This is a genomic window from Kitasatospora sp. SUK 42, assembly GCF_015776785.2.
Taxonomy (GTDB): domain Bacteria; phylum Actinomycetota; class Actinomycetes; order Streptomycetales; family Streptomycetaceae; genus Kitasatospora.
This window is the reverse complement of sequence record NZ_LFMD02000003.1, coordinates 1156502-1176016: the sequence shown is the minus strand read 5'-3', so window position 1 is coordinate 1176016 and position 19515 is coordinate 1156502. Positions and strand designations below refer to the sequence as shown.

General features: G+C 71.2%; 19 protein-coding genes. 13 read left to right on the top strand and 6 right to left on the bottom strand.

Annotated elements, in window-relative coordinates; translation table 11 throughout:
* The first annotated feature begins 282 nt into the window (after nucleotides 1–282).
* Nucleotides 283–1452, top strand: a complete 1170-nt coding sequence (locus tag RZ50_RS14960) for a winged helix DNA-binding domain-containing protein (protein WP_196951078.1) — start codon at nucleotides 283–285, stop codon at nucleotides 1450–1452.
* A 67-nt stretch (nucleotides 1453–1519) separates the two neighbouring features.
* Here the strand turns inward: RZ50_RS14960 and RZ50_RS14955 are convergent, their stop codons facing one another.
* Entirely contained in the window at nucleotides 1520–3850 is a 2331-nt protein-coding gene (locus RZ50_RS14955) for a transglycosylase domain-containing protein (protein ID WP_217680542.1), read from the bottom strand.
* A 269-nt stretch (nucleotides 3851–4119) separates the two neighbouring features.
* Between RZ50_RS14955 and RZ50_RS14950 the strand changes: the two genes are divergently transcribed.
* The 11 genes from RZ50_RS14950 (at nucleotide 4120) to RZ50_RS14900 (ending at nucleotide 15201) form a co-directional block, all read left to right on the top strand.
* Nucleotides 4120–4983, top strand: coding sequence for an ABC-2 family transporter protein (locus RZ50_RS14950; RefSeq protein WP_196950066.1), 864 nt, complete (start codon nucleotides 4120–4122; stop codon nucleotides 4981–4983).
* Entirely contained in the window at nucleotides 4976–5803 is an 828-nt protein-coding gene (locus RZ50_RS14945) for an ABC-2 family transporter protein (protein WP_308271641.1), read from the top strand. The genes RZ50_RS14950 and RZ50_RS14945 overlap by 8 nt, the downstream gene beginning before the upstream one ends.
* 26 nt (nucleotides 5804–5829) lie before the next feature.
* Nucleotides 5830–6789 (top strand): ATP-binding cassette domain-containing protein, encoded by a 960-nt coding sequence (locus tag RZ50_RS14940; protein WP_374199918.1) that lies wholly within the window; start codon nucleotides 5830–5832, stop codon nucleotides 6787–6789.
* A gap of 214 nt (nucleotides 6790–7003) precedes the next feature.
* Entirely contained in the window at nucleotides 7004–8230 is a 1227-nt protein-coding gene (locus RZ50_RS14935; protein ID WP_196950067.1) for a glycosyltransferase, read from the top strand.
* Between the two features lie 194 nt (nucleotides 8231–8424).
* On the top strand, nucleotides 8425–9720 hold the full coding sequence (locus RZ50_RS14930; RefSeq protein ID WP_308271640.1) for a DUF445 domain-containing protein: 1296 nt from the start codon (nucleotides 8425–8427) through the stop codon (nucleotides 9718–9720).
* A gap of 241 nt (nucleotides 9721–9961) precedes the next feature.
* A complete protein-coding gene (locus RZ50_RS14925; RefSeq protein WP_374199948.1) occupies nucleotides 9962–10978 on the top strand; it encodes an adenosine deaminase in 1017 nt (338 codons plus the stop codon).
* A 155-nt stretch (nucleotides 10979–11133) separates the two neighbouring features.
* Entirely contained in the window at nucleotides 11134–11715 is a 582-nt protein-coding gene (locus tag RZ50_RS14920) for a toxin-antitoxin system HicB family antitoxin (protein ID WP_196950069.1), read from the top strand.
* A gap of 92 nt (nucleotides 11716–11807) precedes the next feature.
* Nucleotides 11808–12647 (top strand): DUF4097 family beta strand repeat-containing protein, encoded by an 840-nt coding sequence (locus RZ50_RS14915; RefSeq protein ID WP_196950070.1) that lies wholly within the window; start codon nucleotides 11808–11810, stop codon nucleotides 12645–12647.
* Complete coding sequence (locus tag RZ50_RS14910) at nucleotides 12647–13573, top strand: ATP-binding cassette domain-containing protein (protein WP_196950071.1); 927 nt, start codon at nucleotides 12647–12649, stop codon at nucleotides 13571–13573. The genes RZ50_RS14915 and RZ50_RS14910 overlap by 1 nt, the downstream gene beginning before the upstream one ends.
* Nucleotides 13570–14337: an ABC transporter permease gene (locus RZ50_RS14905; protein WP_196950072.1), complete on the top strand. Its 768-nt coding sequence runs from the start codon at nucleotides 13570–13572 to the stop codon at nucleotides 14335–14337. The genes RZ50_RS14910 and RZ50_RS14905 overlap by 4 nt, the downstream gene beginning before the upstream one ends.
* A gap of 270 nt (nucleotides 14338–14607) precedes the next feature.
* Nucleotides 14608–15201 (top strand): hypothetical protein, encoded by a 594-nt coding sequence (locus tag RZ50_RS14900; RefSeq protein WP_196950073.1) that lies wholly within the window; start codon nucleotides 14608–14610, stop codon nucleotides 15199–15201.
* A 72-nt stretch (nucleotides 15202–15273) separates the two neighbouring features.
* Here RZ50_RS14900 and RZ50_RS14895 read toward each other — a convergent pair whose 3' ends face one another.
* The 3 genes from RZ50_RS14895 to RZ50_RS14885 all read right to left on the bottom strand — a co-directional run bounded on the left by RZ50_RS14895 (nucleotide 15274) and on the right by RZ50_RS14885 (nucleotide 17428).
* Entirely contained in the window at nucleotides 15274–15657 is a 384-nt protein-coding gene (locus tag RZ50_RS14895; protein ID WP_196950074.1) for a VOC family protein, read from the bottom strand.
* 90 nt (nucleotides 15658–15747) lie between these two features.
* On the bottom strand, nucleotides 15748–16920 hold the full coding sequence (locus RZ50_RS14890; RefSeq protein WP_196950075.1) for a serine hydrolase: 1173 nt from the start codon (nucleotides 16918–16920) through the stop codon (nucleotides 15748–15750).
* Between the two features lie 106 nt (nucleotides 16921–17026).
* Complete coding sequence (locus tag RZ50_RS14885; protein WP_196950076.1) at nucleotides 17027–17428, bottom strand: hypothetical protein; 402 nt, start codon at nucleotides 17426–17428, stop codon at nucleotides 17027–17029.
* A 345-nt stretch (nucleotides 17429–17773) separates the two neighbouring features.
* On the opposite strand from RZ50_RS14885, the gene RZ50_RS14880 reads away from it, so the two are divergent.
* Nucleotides 17774–18271 (top strand): ricin-type beta-trefoil lectin domain protein, encoded by a 498-nt coding sequence (locus RZ50_RS14880; protein WP_196950077.1) that lies wholly within the window; start codon nucleotides 17774–17776, stop codon nucleotides 18269–18271.
* Nucleotides 18272–18328: 57 nt separating this feature from the next.
* Here the strand turns inward: RZ50_RS14880 and RZ50_RS29150 are convergent, their stop codons facing one another.
* Complete coding sequence (locus RZ50_RS29150) at nucleotides 18329–18514, bottom strand: DUF397 domain-containing protein (protein ID WP_196950078.1); 186 nt, start codon at nucleotides 18512–18514, stop codon at nucleotides 18329–18331.
* 3 nt (nucleotides 18515–18517) lie between these two features.
* Nucleotides 18518–19330 carry a DUF5753 domain-containing protein gene (locus RZ50_RS14870; RefSeq protein ID WP_196950079.1) on the bottom strand — a complete coding sequence of 271 codons (813 nt, stop codon included), beginning with the start codon at nucleotides 19328–19330 and terminating at the stop codon, nucleotides 18518–18520.
* Nucleotides 19331–19515 lie beyond the last annotated feature (185 nt).

Below are 19515 nucleotides of genomic sequence, written 5' to 3'. Positions count from 1 at the left end.
TGGCCCGCGGTGTGTCCGACGACCGCTGCTGTCATGCTGATGATGCCTTCCCTAGCCGGAGGTCGGCGCCGGCCGGGTGGAGCAGACAGGACATTGAAGGGGCTTCTGGACCAAGCTCCTATCAGGTCATGTTCCGCCCGGCCGGTGCCGTGAGAACAGGTCCCGGCGGCCGGACAGAACAACCCGAGGACAGTCCAGCAGGACGTCAGTCAGTGGCCGAGCCACGACCACCGGAACCTGAGTACCAGCATCAATGTCAGTGGTGGGCGCTAGGGTCCCGGCATGAGTGTGCCGGTGATCGGTGATGGGGAACGGCGGGCCCGGTTGGGCCGGCGGCAGCTGCTGGCGCCGTCGGTGCGGGCGGCGCGGGTGGAGGACGTGGCGGACGCGGTGGTCGGGCTGCACGCCACGGACGCGGGGACGGTGTACCTGTCGGCCTGCGCGCGGCTTGCGGTGCCTTCGGCGAAGGAGGTGGACCGGGCGCTGTACGAGGACGTCTCGCTGGTGAAGCTGCTGTCGATGCGGCGGACGATCTTCGCGGTGACGGAGGGCCTCGCCCCGTACGTGAGTTCGGCGGCGGCGCGGGCGATCGCGGCCAAGGAGCGGGCGACGCTGCTCAAGCACCTGCGGGACCACGCCGAGGGCTGGGACGAGGCCCGGCTGGCGGCGACCGAGCGGGAGGTGCTGGCCGCGCTGGCGGTGCGCAGGGAGGCGACGACCAGGGAACTGGCCGAGGACGTCCCGCAGTTGCGCGAGACGATGCTGATGTCGGCGGGCAAGGCGTACGAGAACCGGCAGAGCGTGGGCAGTCGGCTGCTGCGGCTGCTGGCGTCGGACGGGCACGTGCGGCGCTGCCGTCCGCGCGGTTCCTGGTTGAGCAGCAGCTATCCGTGGGCGCCGGTGCCGCAGTGGCCGGAGGTGCCGGTGCGGGAGGCGAAGGCGGAGGTGGTGCGGCGCTGGCTGGCCGGGTTCGGTCCGGCGACGGTCGAGGACGTGAAGTGGTGGACGGGCTGGACGCTGGGGGACGTCCGCAGGGCGCTGGCGGACGTGGACGCGCGGGAGGTGGCGTTGGCGGGCGGGGTGGCCGCCGTGGTGCTGCCGGGGGACGAGGCGCCGGTGGAGCAGCCGGAGCCGTGGGCGGCGCTGCTGCCGGCGCTGGATCCGGCGGTGATGGGCTGGCGCGGTCGGGACTGGTACCTGCGGCCGGAGGACGTGCCGGCGCTGTTCGACCGGGCGGGCAATGCCGGGCCGACGGTGTGGTGGTGCGGTGAGGTGGTCGGCGGTTGGGCGCAGCGCGCGGACGGTGAGGTGGTGTGGCGGCTGTTGCGGGACGTCGGGGCGGAGGCGGAGCGGGCGGTGGCGGCGGAGGCCGAGCGGTTGGCGGGCTGGCTGGGGGAGGTGCGGGTGACGCCGCGCTTCCGTACGCCGCTGGAGCGGGAGCTGGCGGTCTAGGACGGGCCCCCGGCCAGCCGGTCCAGCCTGTCCAACCAGTCCAACCAGCCCAGCCGGTCCAGCCGGTCTAACCCGTCGGCGCGGTGGCCGAGTTGGTGGGCCCGGCGCTGGCGGTGGGCTGGCTGGTGGGCCGGGTGGGCTTGGTCTGGGTGGGTTGGGCGGTGGGGCTGGGCTGTTCCTGGCTGGGGGTGGGCTGGGGGTTCTGGGGGCTGGGGCTGTCGGGGCCGGGGCCCGGGGCGGTGGGGGTGTTGGTGGCGGCGGGCCTGGTGGGGGCCTGGGTGGGGGCGTCGGGTTCGGTGGTGCTGGTGGCGGGGCCGCCGCCGGTGGGGGTGGCGGTGGCACTGGGGGTGGTGGTGCCGGTGGAGGTGGGCCAGTTGCCGGTGCCGGGGTTGTCGTGGCCGGTCTGGAGGTCGAACTCCTGGGTGGGGGTGCCGTCGAGGGCGGCGGTCATGTAGCTGGTCCAGATCCTGGTGGGGAAGGCGCCGCCGTTGATGCGGGTGAGGCCCGCGGTGCCGGCCAGGGGTTCCTTGGCGTGGGTTTTCGGGTTCTCGCGGAACAGGCCGACGGCGGTGGTGAGTTCGGGGGTGTATCCGGCGAACCAGGCGGAGAGGTTGGAGTCGGTGGTGCCGGTCTTGCCGGCGGCGGGGCGGTCGAGGTCGAGGGCGGCGGCGCCGGTGCCGCGGGGGCTGACGACGTCGCGCAGGACGTCGGTGACGGAGTCGGCGATGCCGCGGTCGACGGCTTCGGTGGCCTTGTGTTCGGGGGTCTTGGGGACGTCGACGGCGCCGCCGGCGTTGGCGCGTTCGAGTTTCAGGACGGACCAGGGGGTGTGCGCCTGGCCGTGGTTGGCGAGGGTGGCGTAGGCGCCGGCCAGGTCGAGAGCGCTGGGGGTGGCGGTGCCGAGGGTCATCGAGGTGTTGGCGGGGTCCATGCCGCGGACGCTGTCGGGGATGCCGAGTTTGACGGCGGTCTCGCGGACGCGGTCGAGTCCGGCGTCGACGCCTTCCTGGGCGTACACGGAGTTGACGGATTTGACCATGGCGTAGCGCAGGGTGATGTTGCCGTAGTCGATGTCGTCCTCGTTGGGCGGGGCGTAGGGGGTGGGGCCGCCGGTGACGGGGCGTTCGCTGGTGCCGTCGTAGCGGCTCTCGGTGGTGATCGGGCGGCCGTCGACGGTGTGCTGGGCGAGCAGGCCGGCGGCGAGGTCGATCGGTTTGAAGGTGGAGCCGATCTGGTTGTCCTGGCGGAGGGCGTCGTTGAAGGGCTGCTTGGCGTAGTCGGGGCCGCCGTAGACGGCGACGACGCGGCCGGTGGCGGGTTCGACGGAGGCGCCGGCGACGCGGACGTCGGTGTCGGTGGTGGGGCGGGCCTTGGGGTCGAGCTCGTCGGTGAGTTCGGTCTGGACGGCCTTGACGAAGGCGTCCTGTTTGGGCTTGTCGAAGGTGGTGGTGATGCGCCAGCCGCCGGCCTTGAGGGTGGGGGCGTCGAGGGTGCCGGAGGAGATGAGGTAGTCGTCGGCGACGCCGACCAGGTAGCCGGCCTGGCCGGCGAGGCCGGTGGCGGGCTGCGGGTCGATGGGGTCGGGGAAGGTGGTGGCGGCGCGGTCGGTGGCGGTGAGGAAGCCGAGCTGGACCATGCCGTCGAGGGCGTAGTTCCAGCGGGCGAGGGCCTTCTCGCGGTTGGCGGGGGTGGCGGTCTTGACGTCGTAGAGGCTGGGGGCCTGGAGGAGCGAGGCGAGGTAGGCGCCCTGGCCGAGGGTGAGCTGGGAGACGTCGACGCCGTAGTAGGCGTGGGCGGCGCTCTGGATGCCGTAGGCGCCGCGGCCGTAGTAGCTGCTGTTGAGGTAGCCGGCGAGGATCTCCCGCTTGTCGCGCTGCTGGTCGACCTTGAGGGCGATGAGGAGTTCGCGGCCCTTGCGCTCGATGGTCTGGTCCTGGGTCAGGTAGTAGTTCTTGACGTACTGCTGGGTGATGGTGGAGCCGCCCTGCATGCCCTTGCCGAGGAGGGTGTTCCAGCCGGCCCGGACCATGCCCTTCAGGTCGATGCCGCGGTTCTGGTAGAAGGTGCGGTCCTCGGCGGAGACGACGGCCTGCTGGGTCTGGAGCGGGATCTGGTCGATGGCGACGTCGGTGCGGTTGACGGCGCCGGTGCGGGCGATCTCGGTGGTGCCGTCGGAGTAGAGGTAGATGTTGTTCTGGGCGACGGCGTGGGCGTTGGGGTCGGGCACGGGGACGATGACGTAGAGCACGGCGAAGCCGCCGACGGCGAGCAGCAGGAGCGCGGTGAGGGTGCCGAGGGTGACCCGCCAGGTGGGCAGGAGCCGGCGCCAGAGGGGGAGGGCGCGTCGGGCCGCGCGTCGGGCGGCCCGTTTGGCCTGGCGCCGGGTGCTCAAGGTCATGCGGCGATTATGTGCTATTTGACGTTGGCTCAGTGCCGGTCGTGGGCCTCGGGTGCGGGGTTGTGCGAGGCCCTGGTGCGCTTCGAAAACCGGGTGCGGGCGGTGGGGGCCGGCGGTACGGTGAAAGGTGCGAACTCCATAGCGCTCTGACTTCTGGCAGCTCCGCTCGTCCGGCCCGGTACCCCCGGGTGCGGTCGGTCGGAGCCGCTGGGGCGTGCGCTGATGCCTGCCCGCATCCCTCTGCTCATATTTGTCGACAAGGAGACAAAATGCAGAACGCTGCACTGGTCGGGGCGAGGCCCCCTGATACCGGGACCTCCACCGGATCCGCCCTCGGGCTGTACGCCGCGGTCGCCCGCGGCGCCTTCCGCCGCTACTCCACCTACCGGGCCGCCACCCTGGCCGGCACCTTCACCAACACCGTCTTCGGCATCATCCTGGCCTCCTCCTTCCTCGCCCTCTGGCAGGCCCGCCCCAACCTCGGCGGCTACGACCAGAGCCAGGCCGTCACCTACATCTGGGTCAGCCAGGGCCTGCTGGTCACCGTCGCGGTCTGGGGCGGAGGCTTCCAGGACGACGTCCAGGACCGCTTCCGCAGCGGGGACATCGCCGTCGACCTCTACCGCCCGGTCGACTTCCAGGGCTGGTGGCTGGCCACCGACCTCGGCCGGGCCGCCTTCCAGGCGCTGGTCCGCGGCACCGTGCCGATGCTGGTGGGCGCGCTGGTGTTCCGCACCCGGATGCCCGAACACCCGCTGACCTGGGTGTTCTTCCTGCTCTCGGTGCTGCTCGCGCTGCTGGTCAGCTTCGGGGTGCGGTTCCTGGTCTCGATCACCGGCTTCTGGCTGCACGACTCCGAGGGGGTGCGCTCGGTGATGCTGGTGGTCTCGATGTTCTTCTCCGGGATGCTGCTGCCGATCGCGCTCTTCCCCGGCTGGCTCGGCGACCTCGGCCGGGTGCTGCCGTGGGCGTCGCTGGTCCAGGTGCCGACCGACGTCTTCCTGGAGCGCGCGAGCGGCGCCGGGCTGCTCGGCGCGTTCGGCTTCCAACTCGGCTGGGCGGTCGCGTTGCTCGCCGCCGGGCGGGGCGCGCAGTGGCTGGCGACCCGCAGGGTGGTGGTGCAGGGTGGCTGAGCCCCTCGCCGCGCGGACGTCCTGGGCGGTGCGCTCCTGGTGGCTGTGCGCCCGGATGTGGATGCGCTCGATGATGGCCTACCGCGCCTCCTTCGTGCTGAACCTGCTGGCCAGCCTGGTCACCCACTCCCTCGACTTCGTCGTGCTGGTGATCATGTTCCGGCACACCGACCAGCTCGGCGGCTGGAACCTGCCGGAGATCGCCTTCCTGTACGCCACCGCGACCTTCTCCCTCGGCATGGCCAACCTGCTGGTCGGTTCGGCCGACGGCCTGGGCGTGCGGATCATGAGCGGCTCGCTGGACACCATGCTGATCCGCCCCGCCCCCGCGCTCTCCCAGCTGTGCGCCGAACGCTTCAGCCTGCGCCGGCTCGGCCGCCCGCTCCAGGCCGCGATCGTGCTGGTCTGGTCGCTGGCCGCCCTGGACGTGCACTGGACCTGGGACCGGGTGCTGCTGGTGCCCGTCCTGCTGGTGTGCGGCACCGTCATCTTCGGCGCGATCTTCGTCGGCGGCGCCACCGTCCAGTTCTGGTGGGGCGAGTCCAAGGAGATCCAGAACTCCTTCACCTACGGCGGCGCGACCCTGCTGCACTACCCGCCGACCATCTTCGCCAAGGAGCTGGTGGCCGGGGCGGTCTTCGGCGTCCCGCTGGCCTTCGTCAACTGGCTGCCCTCCCTGCGCATCCTCGACCGGCCCGACCCGCTCGGTCTGCCCACCGCCTTCCAGTACGCCTCGCCGGTCGCCGCCGCGGTGTGCGTCGCCGCCGCCGGGTTCGCCTGGCGGGCCGGACTGCGCGCCTACCGCGGCACCGGCAGCTGAACCCCCCTCTCCCGTAAGGAATCACCGTGGCACTGATCGAACTCCAGGACGTCCGCCGCACCTTCACCGTGCGGGCCCGCACCGGCCGGTTCAGCCGCACCAGGCGCGAGGTGCGCGCGGTGGACGGGCTCAGCTTCACCGTCGAGGCCGGCGAGTGCGTCGGCTACATCGGGCCCAACGGCGCCGGCAAGTCGACCACCATCAAGATGCTCACCGGCATCCTCGTCCCCAGCGGCGGACGGCTGCGCGTCGCCGGGGTCGACCCGGCCCGCGAACGCGTCGCGCTGGCCCGCCGGATCGGCGTCGTCTTCGGCCAGCGCACCACCCTGTGGTGGGACCTCCCGCTGCGCGACTCCTTCGAACTCGCCCGCCGGATCTACCGCATCCCCGACCGGCGGTACCACGAGAACCTCGGCCGCTGTGTCGAACTCCTCGACCTGGAGGGCTTGTTGGACACCCCCGTGCGCCAGCTCTCGCTCGGCCAGCGGATGCGCGGCGACCTCGCGGCGGCGCTGCTGCACGACCCCCAGGTGCTCTACCTGGACGAGCCGACCATCGGCCTGGACGTGGTCAGCAAGGGCAGGGTGCGCGAGTTCCTGCGCGAGGTCAACCGGGACCGCGGCACCACGGTGCTGCTCACCACCCACGACCTCACCGACATCGAGCAGCTCTGCGAGCGGGTGATGGTGATCGACCACGGCCGGGTGGTCCACGACGGCGGGCTGGACGGCCTGCACGCCACCGGCGGCAGCGAGCGGACCCTGGTGGTCGACCTCGCCGAGGCCCGGCCCCCGATCGAGGTGGCCGGGGCGCGGGTGGTGAAGGTCGAGGGGCCGCGGCAGTGGCTGGCCTTCCCGGCGCGGGAGAGCGCGGCGCCGATCGTGGCGGCGGTGGCCGAGCGATACCCGCTGGTCGACCTCTCGGTGCGCGAGCCGGCCATCGAGGACGTGATCGCGCGGATGTACGCGGAGGTCGCCATCGGCTGACGCCCCGGGCGCGGATGTACGCGGAGGTCGCCATCGGCTGACGCCCCGGGCGCGGACGTGCGCGGAGGTCACGATCGGCTGACGCCCCGACCGCGCGTTCGGGGGCGGTCACCCGTCCGGGGAGGGCACGTGACTCCCGGACGGGTGGCCGAGTTGACCGTTCATCGCCCGGAGAACCGCACCGGCGAACCGCACCCCGGAGGCCCGCCGCCCGATGACCGTACCCGACGCGACCGTGGTGGTCGCGGTCCACAACACCATGCCGTACCTCACCGCCTGCCTGGACTCGCTGGTCGGCCAGTCCCTGGCGCCGGGGCGGCTGGAGGTGGTGGCCGTCGACGACGGCTCCACGGACGGTGGCGAGACGCTGCTCGACGAGTACGCCGCCCGCCACCCCGGGCTGTTCCGGGTGGTGCACCAGCCCAACTCGGGCGGCCCGGCGGCCCCCGCCAACCGCGGCCTGGCCATGGCCCGCGGCCGCTACGTGTTCTTCCTCGGCGCCGACGACCACCTCGGCCCGGAGGCGCTGGAGCGGCTGGTCACGGCCGCCGACACCTGGGGCTCGGACGTGGTGGTGCCCAGGCAGGTCGGGGTGAACGGGCGGCTGGTGCCGCAGGGCATCTTCCACGCGAACGCCGAGTCGGTCCGCTTCACCGACTCGGCGCTGGCCTGGGCGCTGTCCGACGCCAAGCTGTTCCGGCTCGACCTCGTCCGGCGCCACGGGCTGCGCCGCAACGAGGAGTTGACCGTCTTCTCGGACCAGCCGTTCACCCTGGAGGCCTGCCTGCGGGCGGGCCGGGTGTCCGTGCTCGCCGACTACGACTGCTACTTCCTGGTGCTGCGCGAGGACGGGGGCAACGTCACCGAGCGGGCCGGGGCGCTGGACCAGTTGCGCGGGATCGCCGCGCTCCAGCAGGTCGCCGTCGAACTCGCCGACCCCGGCGAGGAGCTGGACGCCCTCCGGACCCGCAGCTTCGCCTGGGACGTGCCCCGGCTGCTGGAGGGCGGCTTCCTGCTGCTGGACGACACGCTGCAGGAGCGGGTGTGCGTCGAGGTCCGCCAGCTGATCGAGCGCTTCGGCGCCCGCGCGGTCTACCCCCGGCTGCCGGCCGCCGTCCGGGTGCGGCTCGAACTCGCCGCCGCCGTCCGGCCGGAGGCGCTGCGCAACCAGATCCGCTACGAGTCCGCGCACGGCACGCCGCCGGTGGTGGTGGACGGGCGGCGGCACTACGCGGCCTACCCGGCGTTCCGGGACACCCGGCTCGGCCTGCCGGACACGCTGTTCCTGCTGCGCGAGGAGCCCGTCGTCGAGGCCGCCCCGCCGCTCAACCTCGCCCAGCAGCTGTGGCGCGGGCTCGTCCCGGAGCAGGTGCGGCGCGGGCTGCGGCGCCACCCGCTGTGGCGCCGGCTCGCCAACTCGGTGAACGGCGGTCGGGGCTGAGCCTGGACGCCTGGACGCCCGGACACCCGGACACCCGGGTGGCTGCGGCGGGGGCGCGACGGGCCGCGACGGGGGCGCGGCTGATCGTGCCGGGCGGGCACGAGCGGCCGGTACGCGGGGGCGTGCAGCGCCGCGGGAGCGCGTGATCGCGGGGCGCGCCCCCGCTCGCGTCGGGCAGCGGGCAGACTGGCGGGGTGAGTGACGAAGCCTTCAGCGGGACCGGCTCGGGAGTCCGCTTCACCGCGGCCGACGAGCAGAAGAGACGCGGCGTCCGCCGGATGAAGACCATCGCGACCGGCCTGCTGGCCTTCGCGACCCTGGTCTTCGCCCTCTCCACGTGGGCCAAGGCGGCCGGTGCCGGCGCCTGGGCCGGCTACGTGGCGGCCGCCGCCGAGGCCGGCATGGTCGGCGCGCTGGCCGACTGGTTCGCGGTGACGGCGCTGTTCCGCCGTCCCTTCGGCCTGCCGATCCCGCACACCGCGATCATCCCGACCAAGAAGGACGCCTTCGGGCGCTCGCTCGGCGATTTCGTCGGCGACAACTTCCTCGCCGGCCACGTGGTGCGGGGCCGGCTCGCGGCGCTCGGCATCGGCCGCCGGCTGGGGGAGTGGCTGGCCGCGCCGGGCAGCGCCGAGCGGGTCACCAAGGAGGCCTCGGCGGCGCTGCGCGGGGTGCTGGAGGTGCTCCGCGACGACGACGTGCGGGCGGTGGTCGCCGAGGCGGTGACCAGGCGGGCCGCCGCGACCTCGGTGGCCGAGCCGATGGGCCGGATGCTGGGCAAGGTGGTCGCGGACGGCGGGCACCACGGGGTGGTGGACCTGGTGGCCGTCCGGGCGCACGGCTGGCTGACCGCCAACCACGAGGACGTCGTCCGGAAGGTCACCCAGAAGACCCCGGGCTGGACGCCCCGGTTCATCGACCAGCAGGTCGGCGAGCGGGTCTACAAGGAGCTGATGCGCTTCGTCACCGACATCCGGGACGACCCGGACCACCCGGCCCGCGGCGCGATCGACAACTTCCTCATCGACTTCGCCACCGAGCTCCAGACCGACCCGGAGACCATCGCCAGGGTCGAGCGGGCCAAGGGCGAGCTGCTGGGCCGCCCCGAGGTCCAGGAGCTGATCAACTCGACCTGGTCGGCCGTGCGCACCCTGGTGATGGGCGCGGCCGAGGACGAGGACAGCGAACTGCGCCGGCGCATCCGCGACGGCGTGCGCCGCTTCGGCGGGCGCCTGGCCACGGACACCAGGCTCCAGGCCAAGGTGGACGGCTGGCTCCAGGACGCGGCCCAGTACCTGGTCGACACCTACCGGGCCGAGATCACCTCGCTGATCTCGGAGACGGTGGCGAGCTGGGACGCCGACGACGCCTCGCGCAAGATCGAGGCGAACGTGGGGCGCGACCTCCAGTTCATCCGGATCAACGGCACCGTGGTCGGCGCCCTGGCCGGGCTGCTGATCTACACGGTGTCGGTCGCGCTCGGCGGGTGACCACCGCGGGTGTGCGGGGTGGCCCCCGGGGCCCGGGGACTTCCGGTGCCCGGGGGGCCTCCGGTGCCCGGGTGGTTCCGGGTGCTCGGGGGATTCCCGCACGGACGGGCCGACTTGGGCCTATCCTGGGCCGATATTCGCGATACGCGCGTAGAAGGCACGGAGAAGGAAGAAGGGAACCACCGTGGTCCAGCCGGACGGAAGTCGGATCGGAAACCCCACTGGTACCACCGCCAACGGCATCGAGGCGTTCATCGCCGGCATGCCGAAGGCGGAACTGCACGTCCACCACGTCGGCTCGGCCTCGCCGCGCGTCGTCGCCGGGCTGGCCGCCCGCCACGCCGGGCGCACCGAGGTGCCGACCGACCCGGCGGCGCTCGCCGAGTACTTCACCTTCACCGACTTCCGGCACTTCATCGACGTCTACCTGAGCGTCGTGGACCTGGTCCGCGACGTCGAGGACGTCCGCGCGCTCACCTACGGCGTGGCCGAGGACATGGCCCGCCAGAACATCCGGTACGCCGAGCTGACCATCACCCCGTACTCCTCGGTCAAGCGGGGCATACCGGAGGTCGCCTTCATGGAGGCGATCGAGGACGCCCGGCTGCGCGCCGAGAAGGAGCTCGGCGTGGTGCTGCGCTGGTGCTTCGACATCCCGGGCGAGGCCGGCCTGGAGTCGGCCGAGATCACCGCCCGACTGGCCACCGACCTGGCCCCCGAAGGCCTGGTCAGCTTCGGCCTGGGTGGCCCGGAGGTCGGCGTGCCGCGGCCGCCGTTCAAGCCCTTCTTCGACCGGGCGCGGGCGGCCGGCCTGCACTCCGTCCCGCACGCGGGCGAGAGCACCGGGCCGGAGACGGTTTGGGACGCGATCCGCGAGCTCGGCGCCGAGCGCATCGGGCACGGCACCCAGGCGGTGAAGGACCCGGCGCTGCTCGACTACCTGGGCGAGCACCGGATCCCGCTGGAGGTCTGCCCGACTTCCAACATCGCCACCCGGGTGGTGGAGCGGATGGAGGACCACCCGATCAAGCGGATGGTGGACGCCGGGCTGCTGGTGACGGTCAACAGCGACGACCCGCCGATGTTCGGCACCGACCTCAACACCGAGTACGCGGTGGCGGCGCGGCTGCTGGAGCTGGACGAGGCGGGGGTGGCGGCGCTGGCGCGCAACGCCGTGGAGGCCTCGTTCCTGGACACGGCGGGCAAGGCGCGGCTGGTCGGCGAGATCGACTCGTACCTCGCGGGCTGGCGGGGCTGAGGCTCCCACCGCCGACGTTTTCCCTGGTGAACCGCCCCGTCGACTTCGGTCGGCGGGGCGGTTCCGTTGTCGGCGCCACCGCCGTCCGGGTGATGGTGCCAAAGTGGTGCCACAAATGGCTCGACATGGCACCACGGTCGTGCCATGCTCTAGCCATGGACCTCACGCCGTACGTCGAAAACCTCCGAAACGAGCTCGCGGTGGCCGCCGCCACCGGCGGGGACGAAGCCCGCGCGCTGGCCGATCGGCTGACGCTCCCGCTGGAGTCGGCCGTGCGGCTCACGCTGCTCAACGCGCTCTCGGCCGCCATGGGTGAAGTCACCCGCGACCTCGCCCCGGGCTCGGTGGACGTGCGGCTGCGCGGGCTCGATCCCGAGTTCGTGGTGACGGCACCGCCCGGCTCCGGCGACTTCCACGGCGACGTGCCACCCGTGGCGCCGTCGATGGTGCCACCGGCGGTGCCATCGGTGCCCGCCGCGTCGCCGGTGGCGCCACCAGTGGTGCCGGAGTCGGACGAGACGGGCACCGCCCGGATCAACCTGCGCCTGCCCGCCCACCTCAAGGCCCGGGCGGAAGAGGCCGCCGGGCAGGAGGGCCTCTCCCTCAACGCCTGGCTGGTCCGGGCCGTCGCCGGCGCGCTGGAGGGCGGCCAGCCGGTCCGCCGCTCGGCCGTCGACCTCGGCGGCCAGGTCCCGCGTAGTGCCGGCGGCCAGGGGTTCACCGGCTGGGTCCACTAGCGCTTCCGCACCATCCGATCTTCTGCCCCTTCAACGTCACCCCCGCTCCGACCAGCGGGAACACCCACACGAGTCAAGAGGACGGCACAGCCATGCCTACGTACGAGACCGACGGACCGATCTCCGTCGCCCTTGAGTTCGAGATCGGTTCGGTGCGGATCCGGGCGGGCAAGCGCACCGACGCGGTGGTCGAGGTCCGGCCCGCGAGCGCGAGCAGGGACGCGGACATCAAGGCCGCCGAGCTGACCCAGGTCGACTTCTCCGGCGGCCGGCTCACCCTCAAGGGCCCCAAGCAGCGCACCGTGTTCTCCAGCAAGAAGGGCTCGATCGAGATCACGGTCGAGCTGCCCTCCGGCTCCGAGGTGCACGTCGACTCCCCGATGGCGGACTTCGTCGCGGAGGGTCCGCTCGGCGACTGCCGGCTGAAGACCTCCGTGGGCCGGATCCAGCTCGACCGGGCCGAGAACGTGCGGCTCAAGACCGACATGGGGGACATCCGGCTCGGAACCGCCGCCGGGAACGCCGAGGTGTTCGGCTCCGGCCGGATCGAGGTCGGTTCCGTCGGGGGCCGGCTGACGGTCAAGAACAGCAACGGCGACACCGAGATCGACGAGGTGCGGGGCGAGCTGACGGCCAACGCCTCCAACGGCCGGATCCACGTCGGCCTCGCCGAGGCGGGCGTGGACGCCAAGACGGCGAACGGCCACATCCGGATCGGTCAGGTGGTCCGGGGCAAGGTCAGCCTGCAGGCCGGCGTCGGGGACGTGGAGGTCGGCATCGCGGAGGGCACGGCGGCCTGGCTGGACGTGCACAGCAAGTTCGGCGCGGTCCGCAACACCCTCGACACGGCGGAGGGCCCGGGCGACGCCCGGGAGACCGTCGAGGTCCGCGGCAGCACCCAGGTCGGCACCATCGTCATCCGGAGGGCCTGATGGGGGCGATCTCGGCGGTCGGGCTGACCAAGTCCTACGGGGACAAGGCGGTCTTACGGGGAATCGACCTGGACATCCCTGCGGGCAGCGTGTTCGCCCTGCTCGGGCCGAACGGCGCCGGCAAGACCACCACCGTGCAGATCCTCTCCACCCTGATCCCGGCCGACGGCGGCGCGGCCCAGGTGGCCGGGCACGACGTGGTCCGGCAGACCGACGGGGTGCGGAAGGCGATCGGGGTGACGGGCCAGTTCTCGGCGGTGGACAACCTGCTCACCGCCGAGGAGAACCTGATGCTGATGGCCGACCTCAACCACCTCCACCGTCGGGAGGGGCGGAGGCGGGCGGAGGAACTGCTGCGCCGTTTCGAACTCACCGAGGCCGCGCGCAAGCCCGTCGCGGCGTTCTCCGGGGGCATGCGGCGCAAGCTCGACCTGGCGATGACGCTCGTCGGCGACCCGAAGGTGATCTTCCTGGACGAGCCGACCACCGGGCTGGACCCGCGCAGCCGGCGCACCATGTGGGAGATCATCCGGGGCCTGGTCTCCGACCACGGGGTGACGATCTTCCTCACCACCCAGTACCTGGACGAGGCCGACCAACTCGCCGACCGGATCGCCGTCCTGGACGGCGGCCGGATCGTCGCCGAGGGCACGGCCGAGGAGCTCAAGCGCATCGTCCCGGGCGGGCTGATCCGGCTCCACTTCGCGGACGCCGCCCAACTGGGCGCCGCCGCCGGGCTGTTCGAATACGCCACGGCCGATGCCGACGCCCTGCGGCTGGACATCCCGGGGGACAACTCGGTGCTCACCGTGAAGGCCGTGCTGGACACGCTCGACAACGCCTCCGTGCGAGCCGAGTCGCTGGTCGTGGAGACGGCCGATCTGGACGACGTGTTCCTCACACTGACGGGGGAGGGTGCGCGATGAGCACGACGACCTATGCGGTCAGCGACTCGCTGACCATGCTGCGGCGCAACCTCAAGCGCGCGCAGCGGTATCCGGCGATGACCTTCTCGGTCGTGGTGATGCCGGTGATGATGCTGTTGCTCTTCAACTACGCCTTCGGGGGCGCGTTGGGGGCGGGGATCGGGGGCGGGAGCTACATCGACTACGTGACGCCGGGGATCGTGCTGATGACGGCGACGGCGGGGTCGGTCGCCACTGCGGTGGGCGTCTGCGTCGACATGACGGAGGGGATCGTCAACCGGTTCCGGACGATGGCGATATCGCGGGCGGCGTTCCTGACGGGGCACGTGGTCGGGAGCGTGATACAGACGGTGATCGCGCTGGTGGTGGTGATCGGCGCGGCCTTCGCCATGGGGTTCCGGTCGAGCGCGGGGCCGGTGGAGTGGCTGGCGGCCGCCGGGCTGCTGGTGTTCGTCACGCTGACGCTGACGTGGATCTCGGCGGGGATCGGGCTGGTCTCGAAGACGCCCGAGAGCGCGAGCAACACGCCGCTGCCGCTGACGTTCCTGCCCTTCATCGGCAGCGCCATCGTCCCGCCGGACTCCATGCCGACGGTGCTGCGGTGGTTCGCCGAGTACCAGCCCTTCACCCCCATCATCGAGACCCTGCGCGGCCTGCTGATGGGCACCGGGATCGGCAACAGCGGCTGGATCGCCCTCGCCTGGTGCACCGGTCTGACGCTGCTCGGCTACGTCTGGTCGCGGAGCGTCTTCCACCGGCGGTGACGGGGGTACTGCCGGTAACCGCACGGCCCGGGCGGCGGGGGGAGACCCTGCCGCCCGGGCCGTTGCGGCAGTGGCCCCGTATTCGCGGTGGCCCCGATTTCGCCGTGTCCCCGCATTCACCGTGGGCCCGGGCGGGATGGCGAAGTCCTGCTGGTGCCCTGATCGCGCTGCGTACGCCGGGTGTCCTGGGTCGCAGCAGGCGGTACGTCCCCCGTAGTAAAGTCCGCGCCAAAGCTCGGCAAAAGATCGCCTGGGGGGCGGATGGCGGCGATGGGTCGCAAGCGGATCGCGTGGGGGCTCAGAGCGGTGGCGCTGGCCGCACTCCTCGCGTACCTGGCGGGCCGGCACGCCTCCCGTTCGGGCGGGCTGGTGGTGGTCGAGGTCTGGCTCGACCGTCCACTCGTGCTGGTCGGGGCGGCGGTCGTGCTCATCGTGGTCTCGCTGATCATCGAGCTCGACTTCCGCACCAGGTGGTCGCAGATCGGCTGCGCGGTCGGCCTGGTGGCGCTCGTCTTCGGCGGGCTGCCGATCGCGGTCATGACGTACGTGTTCGGTGGCTACGGGGGGCGGGTCGACCGGTTCGTCAGCCCGAACCACGAGGACCGGGTGCTGACCGTCACCAACGTCGCCTTCTCCATCGACCCGATCTACCGGGTCGAGCTGGAGGTCGGCGACGGCTGGTCGACCCGCCACTGGAGCATGGGCGTCTGGGACACCCGGGGCGGTGACTTCGTCCGGATCGACTGGTCCGGCCCGGAGCAGATAACGATCACCGGCCAGAAGAAGCTCACGGTCTTCGACGTCGGCCCGGACGGCAGCCTGGGCGATCCCCGGGAGCTGCCCCTGGCCCCGCCGTTGCCCTGACGCGGGGCCGACGGGGCCGACGGGGCCGACGGGGCCCACGGGGGTGGGAGCTCCCAGGTGGGGAGCCCGGCGTCAGGACGTCATGGCGGCCTTGTCGGACTCGCTGCGCAGAACGCAGAACTCGTTGCCTTCGGGATCGGCGAGGACCGCCCAGCCGGAGCCGTCGGGATTGCGGCGATCGGCGACGAGGGTGGCGCCGAGATCCAGCAGTCGCTCCACCTCCTGCTCACGTGAGGTCTCCGGGCGCAGGCACAGATGGATCCGGTTCTTGATCGTCTTGGGCTCGGGCACCTGGCTGAAGTAGAGGACCGGGCCCTCCGCCAGCATCACCTGAACCTCCGGATCGCCCGGCTTGTCTCCCGGACCCAGCGGACGGCCCGTCACCCCGCTCCAGAAGCGGGCCAGCTCATAGGCGTCCGCACAGTCAATCGCCACGTTCTGCAATACCGAGACCATGCGCCCGAGCCTTCCCGATTTCCACCACGAACGCCACCGGGTTGCGTTCGGGCACTGAGGGTCAGCCCGCCGAGGGCCAGCCCGAGGTGGTCAGCCCGAGGTGGTCGGGCCGCCGCAGAGGGCCTTCTCCTCGAAGGCCCGGTAGAGCCGGTTGGACTTGGTGGAGTCGCTCTTGTCGTACTCGTTGTAGGAGATGGCGTACTGGCGGCCGCCGTCCCGGGTGCCGAGCAGGCCGGTCGAGTAGCCGGGGATCTCGCCGGGGTGGCCCCAGAACCGGCCGCAGGAGAGGTCGTAGCTGACCACGCCGAGCCCGTACTCGGCGTGGTCGGGAGCATCGGGGATGGGGACGGTGGTGGTCATCTCGGCGAGTTGGGCGGGGGAGAGCAGGCGGCCGCCGAACAGGGCCGCGTGGAAGCGGGCGAGGTCGTCGGTGGTGGAGATCCCCGCGCCGGCAGCGTCGGCGATGGTGGGGGAGAGCCGGGTGACGTCTCCCGGGCCCTCGGGGAACTTGAAGTAGCCGTGCGCGTGCGGGCCGGGGATCGCGGTGGAGTCGGTGGGCAGGGTGGTGTGGCGCAGGCCGAGGGGCTGAATGATCCGCGCCTCCACCTCGTCCCGCCAACTGTGGCCGGTCACTTGCTCGATGAGCATGCCGATGACGACGTAGTTGGTGTTGGAGTAGTGCCAGCCCTGGCCGGGGGCGAAGTACGGAGGCTTGGCGGTGCCGATGGCCAGCAGGTGCTGCGGGGTGTACTCGATCCAGCGGCCGGTGGCGAGGAACTCCCGGTTGCCCGCCTCGGTGGTGGAACGGACGTGCGGATCGTCCAGGTAGTTGTACAAGCCGCTGGTGTGGTTGAGGAGTTGGCGGACGGTGATGGCGCCGCCGTTCGGGATGGCGCCGGGCAGGTAGTGCTCGATCGGATCGTCGAGCCTGACCCGCCCTTCGTCGACCAGTTGCAGGGTGACGGTCGACACGAAGCTCTTGGTGGTGCTGGCGATGCGGAACCGTCCGTCGGCGGTGGCCGGTTGGCCGGTGGCCAGATCGGCGGTGCCGGCCGCGCCGCGCCAGACGACGCGCCCGTGGTCGCGGACCTCGGCGAGGGCGGCGGTGCTGGTGCCCTGCTCGACCAGGGTGTTCAGCTCGGGCTGCAAGTCGACGGTGGCGTATGGCGAGGCGGCGGAGCTGGGGGCGGCTACGGCGCTCGGTGCGAGCGTGAGGAGGGTGGCTGCGGCGAGGAGAGCGGCGGCGATGCGGGTTGTGGGCATGAGGGTCACGCTCGCATCGGGTGAGGGAGCGGTCCTCATCCCGGCGAAGGGCCCGGCCCTCCGTCTTCCGGAGGAGGGCCGGGCCCTTCGTGTCAGGGGCGCGGGGTCACCAGGTGTCGATGCCCATGGTCTTGGCCGCCTTGTGAATGGCGTCGTAGTGGGCGATCGACATGTCGGACTTCTTGTCCTTCGCGGGCAGGTTGCGGTCCGCCGCGCGGAACTCGTCCCGGGCCTCGGCGAGCAGGCTGGTGCCGTGGGAGACGGGGACGTCCTTCACACCGTGGGCCTCGTGGGTCTTCTCGGCCGTCTTGCTTCCCGCCTTGACCAGGATGCCTCGGGCGTTGTTGAAGTCGCCGGTCTTGATCCGACTGGGGTTGGCGGCCTGCTTCTGGGACGCGGTCGTCGCGGGCTGGACCTGCTCGACGGCCATGGCGGTGGGCGCGACGGCGGCGGTGAGGGCGCCGGTGATCGCGACGGTCGCGAGGGTGTTGCGGACGAGCCTGTGCATGAGACGAGTCCTTCCGGAAAGAAAGTGTCAAAGGTTCGCTTCCGTAGCGATCGCGATGGATCGTCAGGGCGCGAACGCCTCGGCACTACCCCGGTCCCCGGCGGCGGAAAACCGGCTTCCGCCAGGAGAGTTGGGAAGCGGTTGGATTCGGCCGTTTGTTGACGGATGAATGAAGCGCGCTCGAACGGGCTATCGGATTAGGCGGTTCGAGGTAATCGGCTTCGTGTGCGGACGCTGTTTGGATGACCTGGCGTTGCGGGCGGTTTGGTGGGGATGGTTCCCTCGCCCTCGTGGCCGGGCGAACGGTCACGAGAGTTCGAGGAATCACCTTAGAAGGAGAGATCCTTGTTCAACATCAAGAAGGCCGCGGTTGCGACGGTCGCCGTCCTGGCCGTCACCGGCGCCGTGACCGCTGCGGCCCCCGCCTCGGCCGGCAAGGTCCGTCAGGCGGGCGGGAACGTGCGCTTCTTCAACGAGGCCACGAACGGCTCGCTGGACGCCAACTCCGGTGGCAACGTGGCCATCACCTGGGAGCCCAACGGTACGGGGTTCCAGGACTGGATCATTCGTCCCCTCGGCCCGGTGTTCCTGATCGAGAGCGTGGCGAAGAGGGGTCAGTGTCTCCAGTCGCCGCCGAACCCCGGCGACGTGATCCGGGTGCTTCCGTGCAACCCCAACAACCCGACCCAGACCTGGCGGTTCGACCGGGTGGGTGACCAGTTCGTCATCGCCGAGGGGGTGGACGAGAACTTCGTCATCGAGGCCACCAGGACCACCCAGCCCGTGCTGAAGCAGTTCCGCGATGACAACCCGAACCAGCTGTGGGACGTGACGCCCTCCTGAGGCATTGGCAGTACGCCGCGCCCCGCCGGGTATGGACCCGGCGGGGCGCGGTGGCGCTCAGAGGTCGAACTCGCCGTTGCGGATGGCGGATACGAGGTCGCGCCATTCGTCGGGGGTGAGTTGGGCGACGGCGTCGGGCAGGAGGCTGCTGCGGACGTAGACCGTGCCGTCAGCTATGGCAACTTCCGGGCAGTTGTTAGCGTTGGCGCACGACGTGGGGCGCGTCCAGGCGAGATTGTTCACGAGCTAGATCTCCTTCTTGATCTTCGCGATGAGGTCGCGAGTACCTTCAACCGAAAGAGATCTATCAGTCATCCGCTCGATGATGTTGCGATAGGTTTTCAGATGCTCCGCCGTGTGGAGGAAGATCGGCCCGTCCACTGAGTCGTACTGGACAGTGTCGAGCCGGGGCACGGGGCCCTTCGCGTAGATGAGAGCCTGGCCGGATCCCTTGAAGCCGCCGGACTCGAACGTGACTACGCGAAGTGTCACATGTGGGCGCAGGGATAGTTCCAGCATCCACTCAAGCTGGTCCCTCGCGACATCGCGACCACCGAACTGCATTCGCAGTGCAGCCTCGTGGACGATGGCTGTATACGGATGAGCCCCTTCTATCATCAGCGCTTGTGATCGATGCATGCGCTGCTCGACGCGAGTCTCCACCATGCGTGGAGTCAGTGGCGGCTCAGCATCTTGAAAGACCGCGCGGCAGTATCGCTCAGACTGCATCAGTCCAGGAGGGTGGCTGATCTGGTAGGACTGCATGCCCATTGAGTAGTGCTCAAGCTCGCAGATGTCGAGAAAACCCTGCGGGACAAAGCCACGATATTCGTCCCACCAACCCTTGTGTCGCTCCTGGGCCATGGATGCGAGAGCCTCGACATACGCGCTGTCGACCTCGCCGAAGGCTTGCGCGAGTGCCCGAACTCGTTCGGCTGTGATCGGGTAGTGCCCCTTCTCGACCTGAGTGATCTTCGTTCGATCCAGGCCGAAAACGGCAGCGGCTTGAGCGGTTGTCTGGCCGGCGCTGTCTCGCATCTTCCGCAGCTCGATGCCCAAGCGTTCTTGCCTGGCCGTTGGGGTGGTGCGTGGTGGCATGGCCCAAGCATCTACGCCGCCTCGGCAACAGTCCAGCGGCTATCGGTGGACCATGTTTCTGGATTCGGTGGCACAGGTGAGCCGCAATGCCCTACAGTCTGTGATGCACCGATTACCGAACGGATCGTCAGTAACGCCGCTCGGGC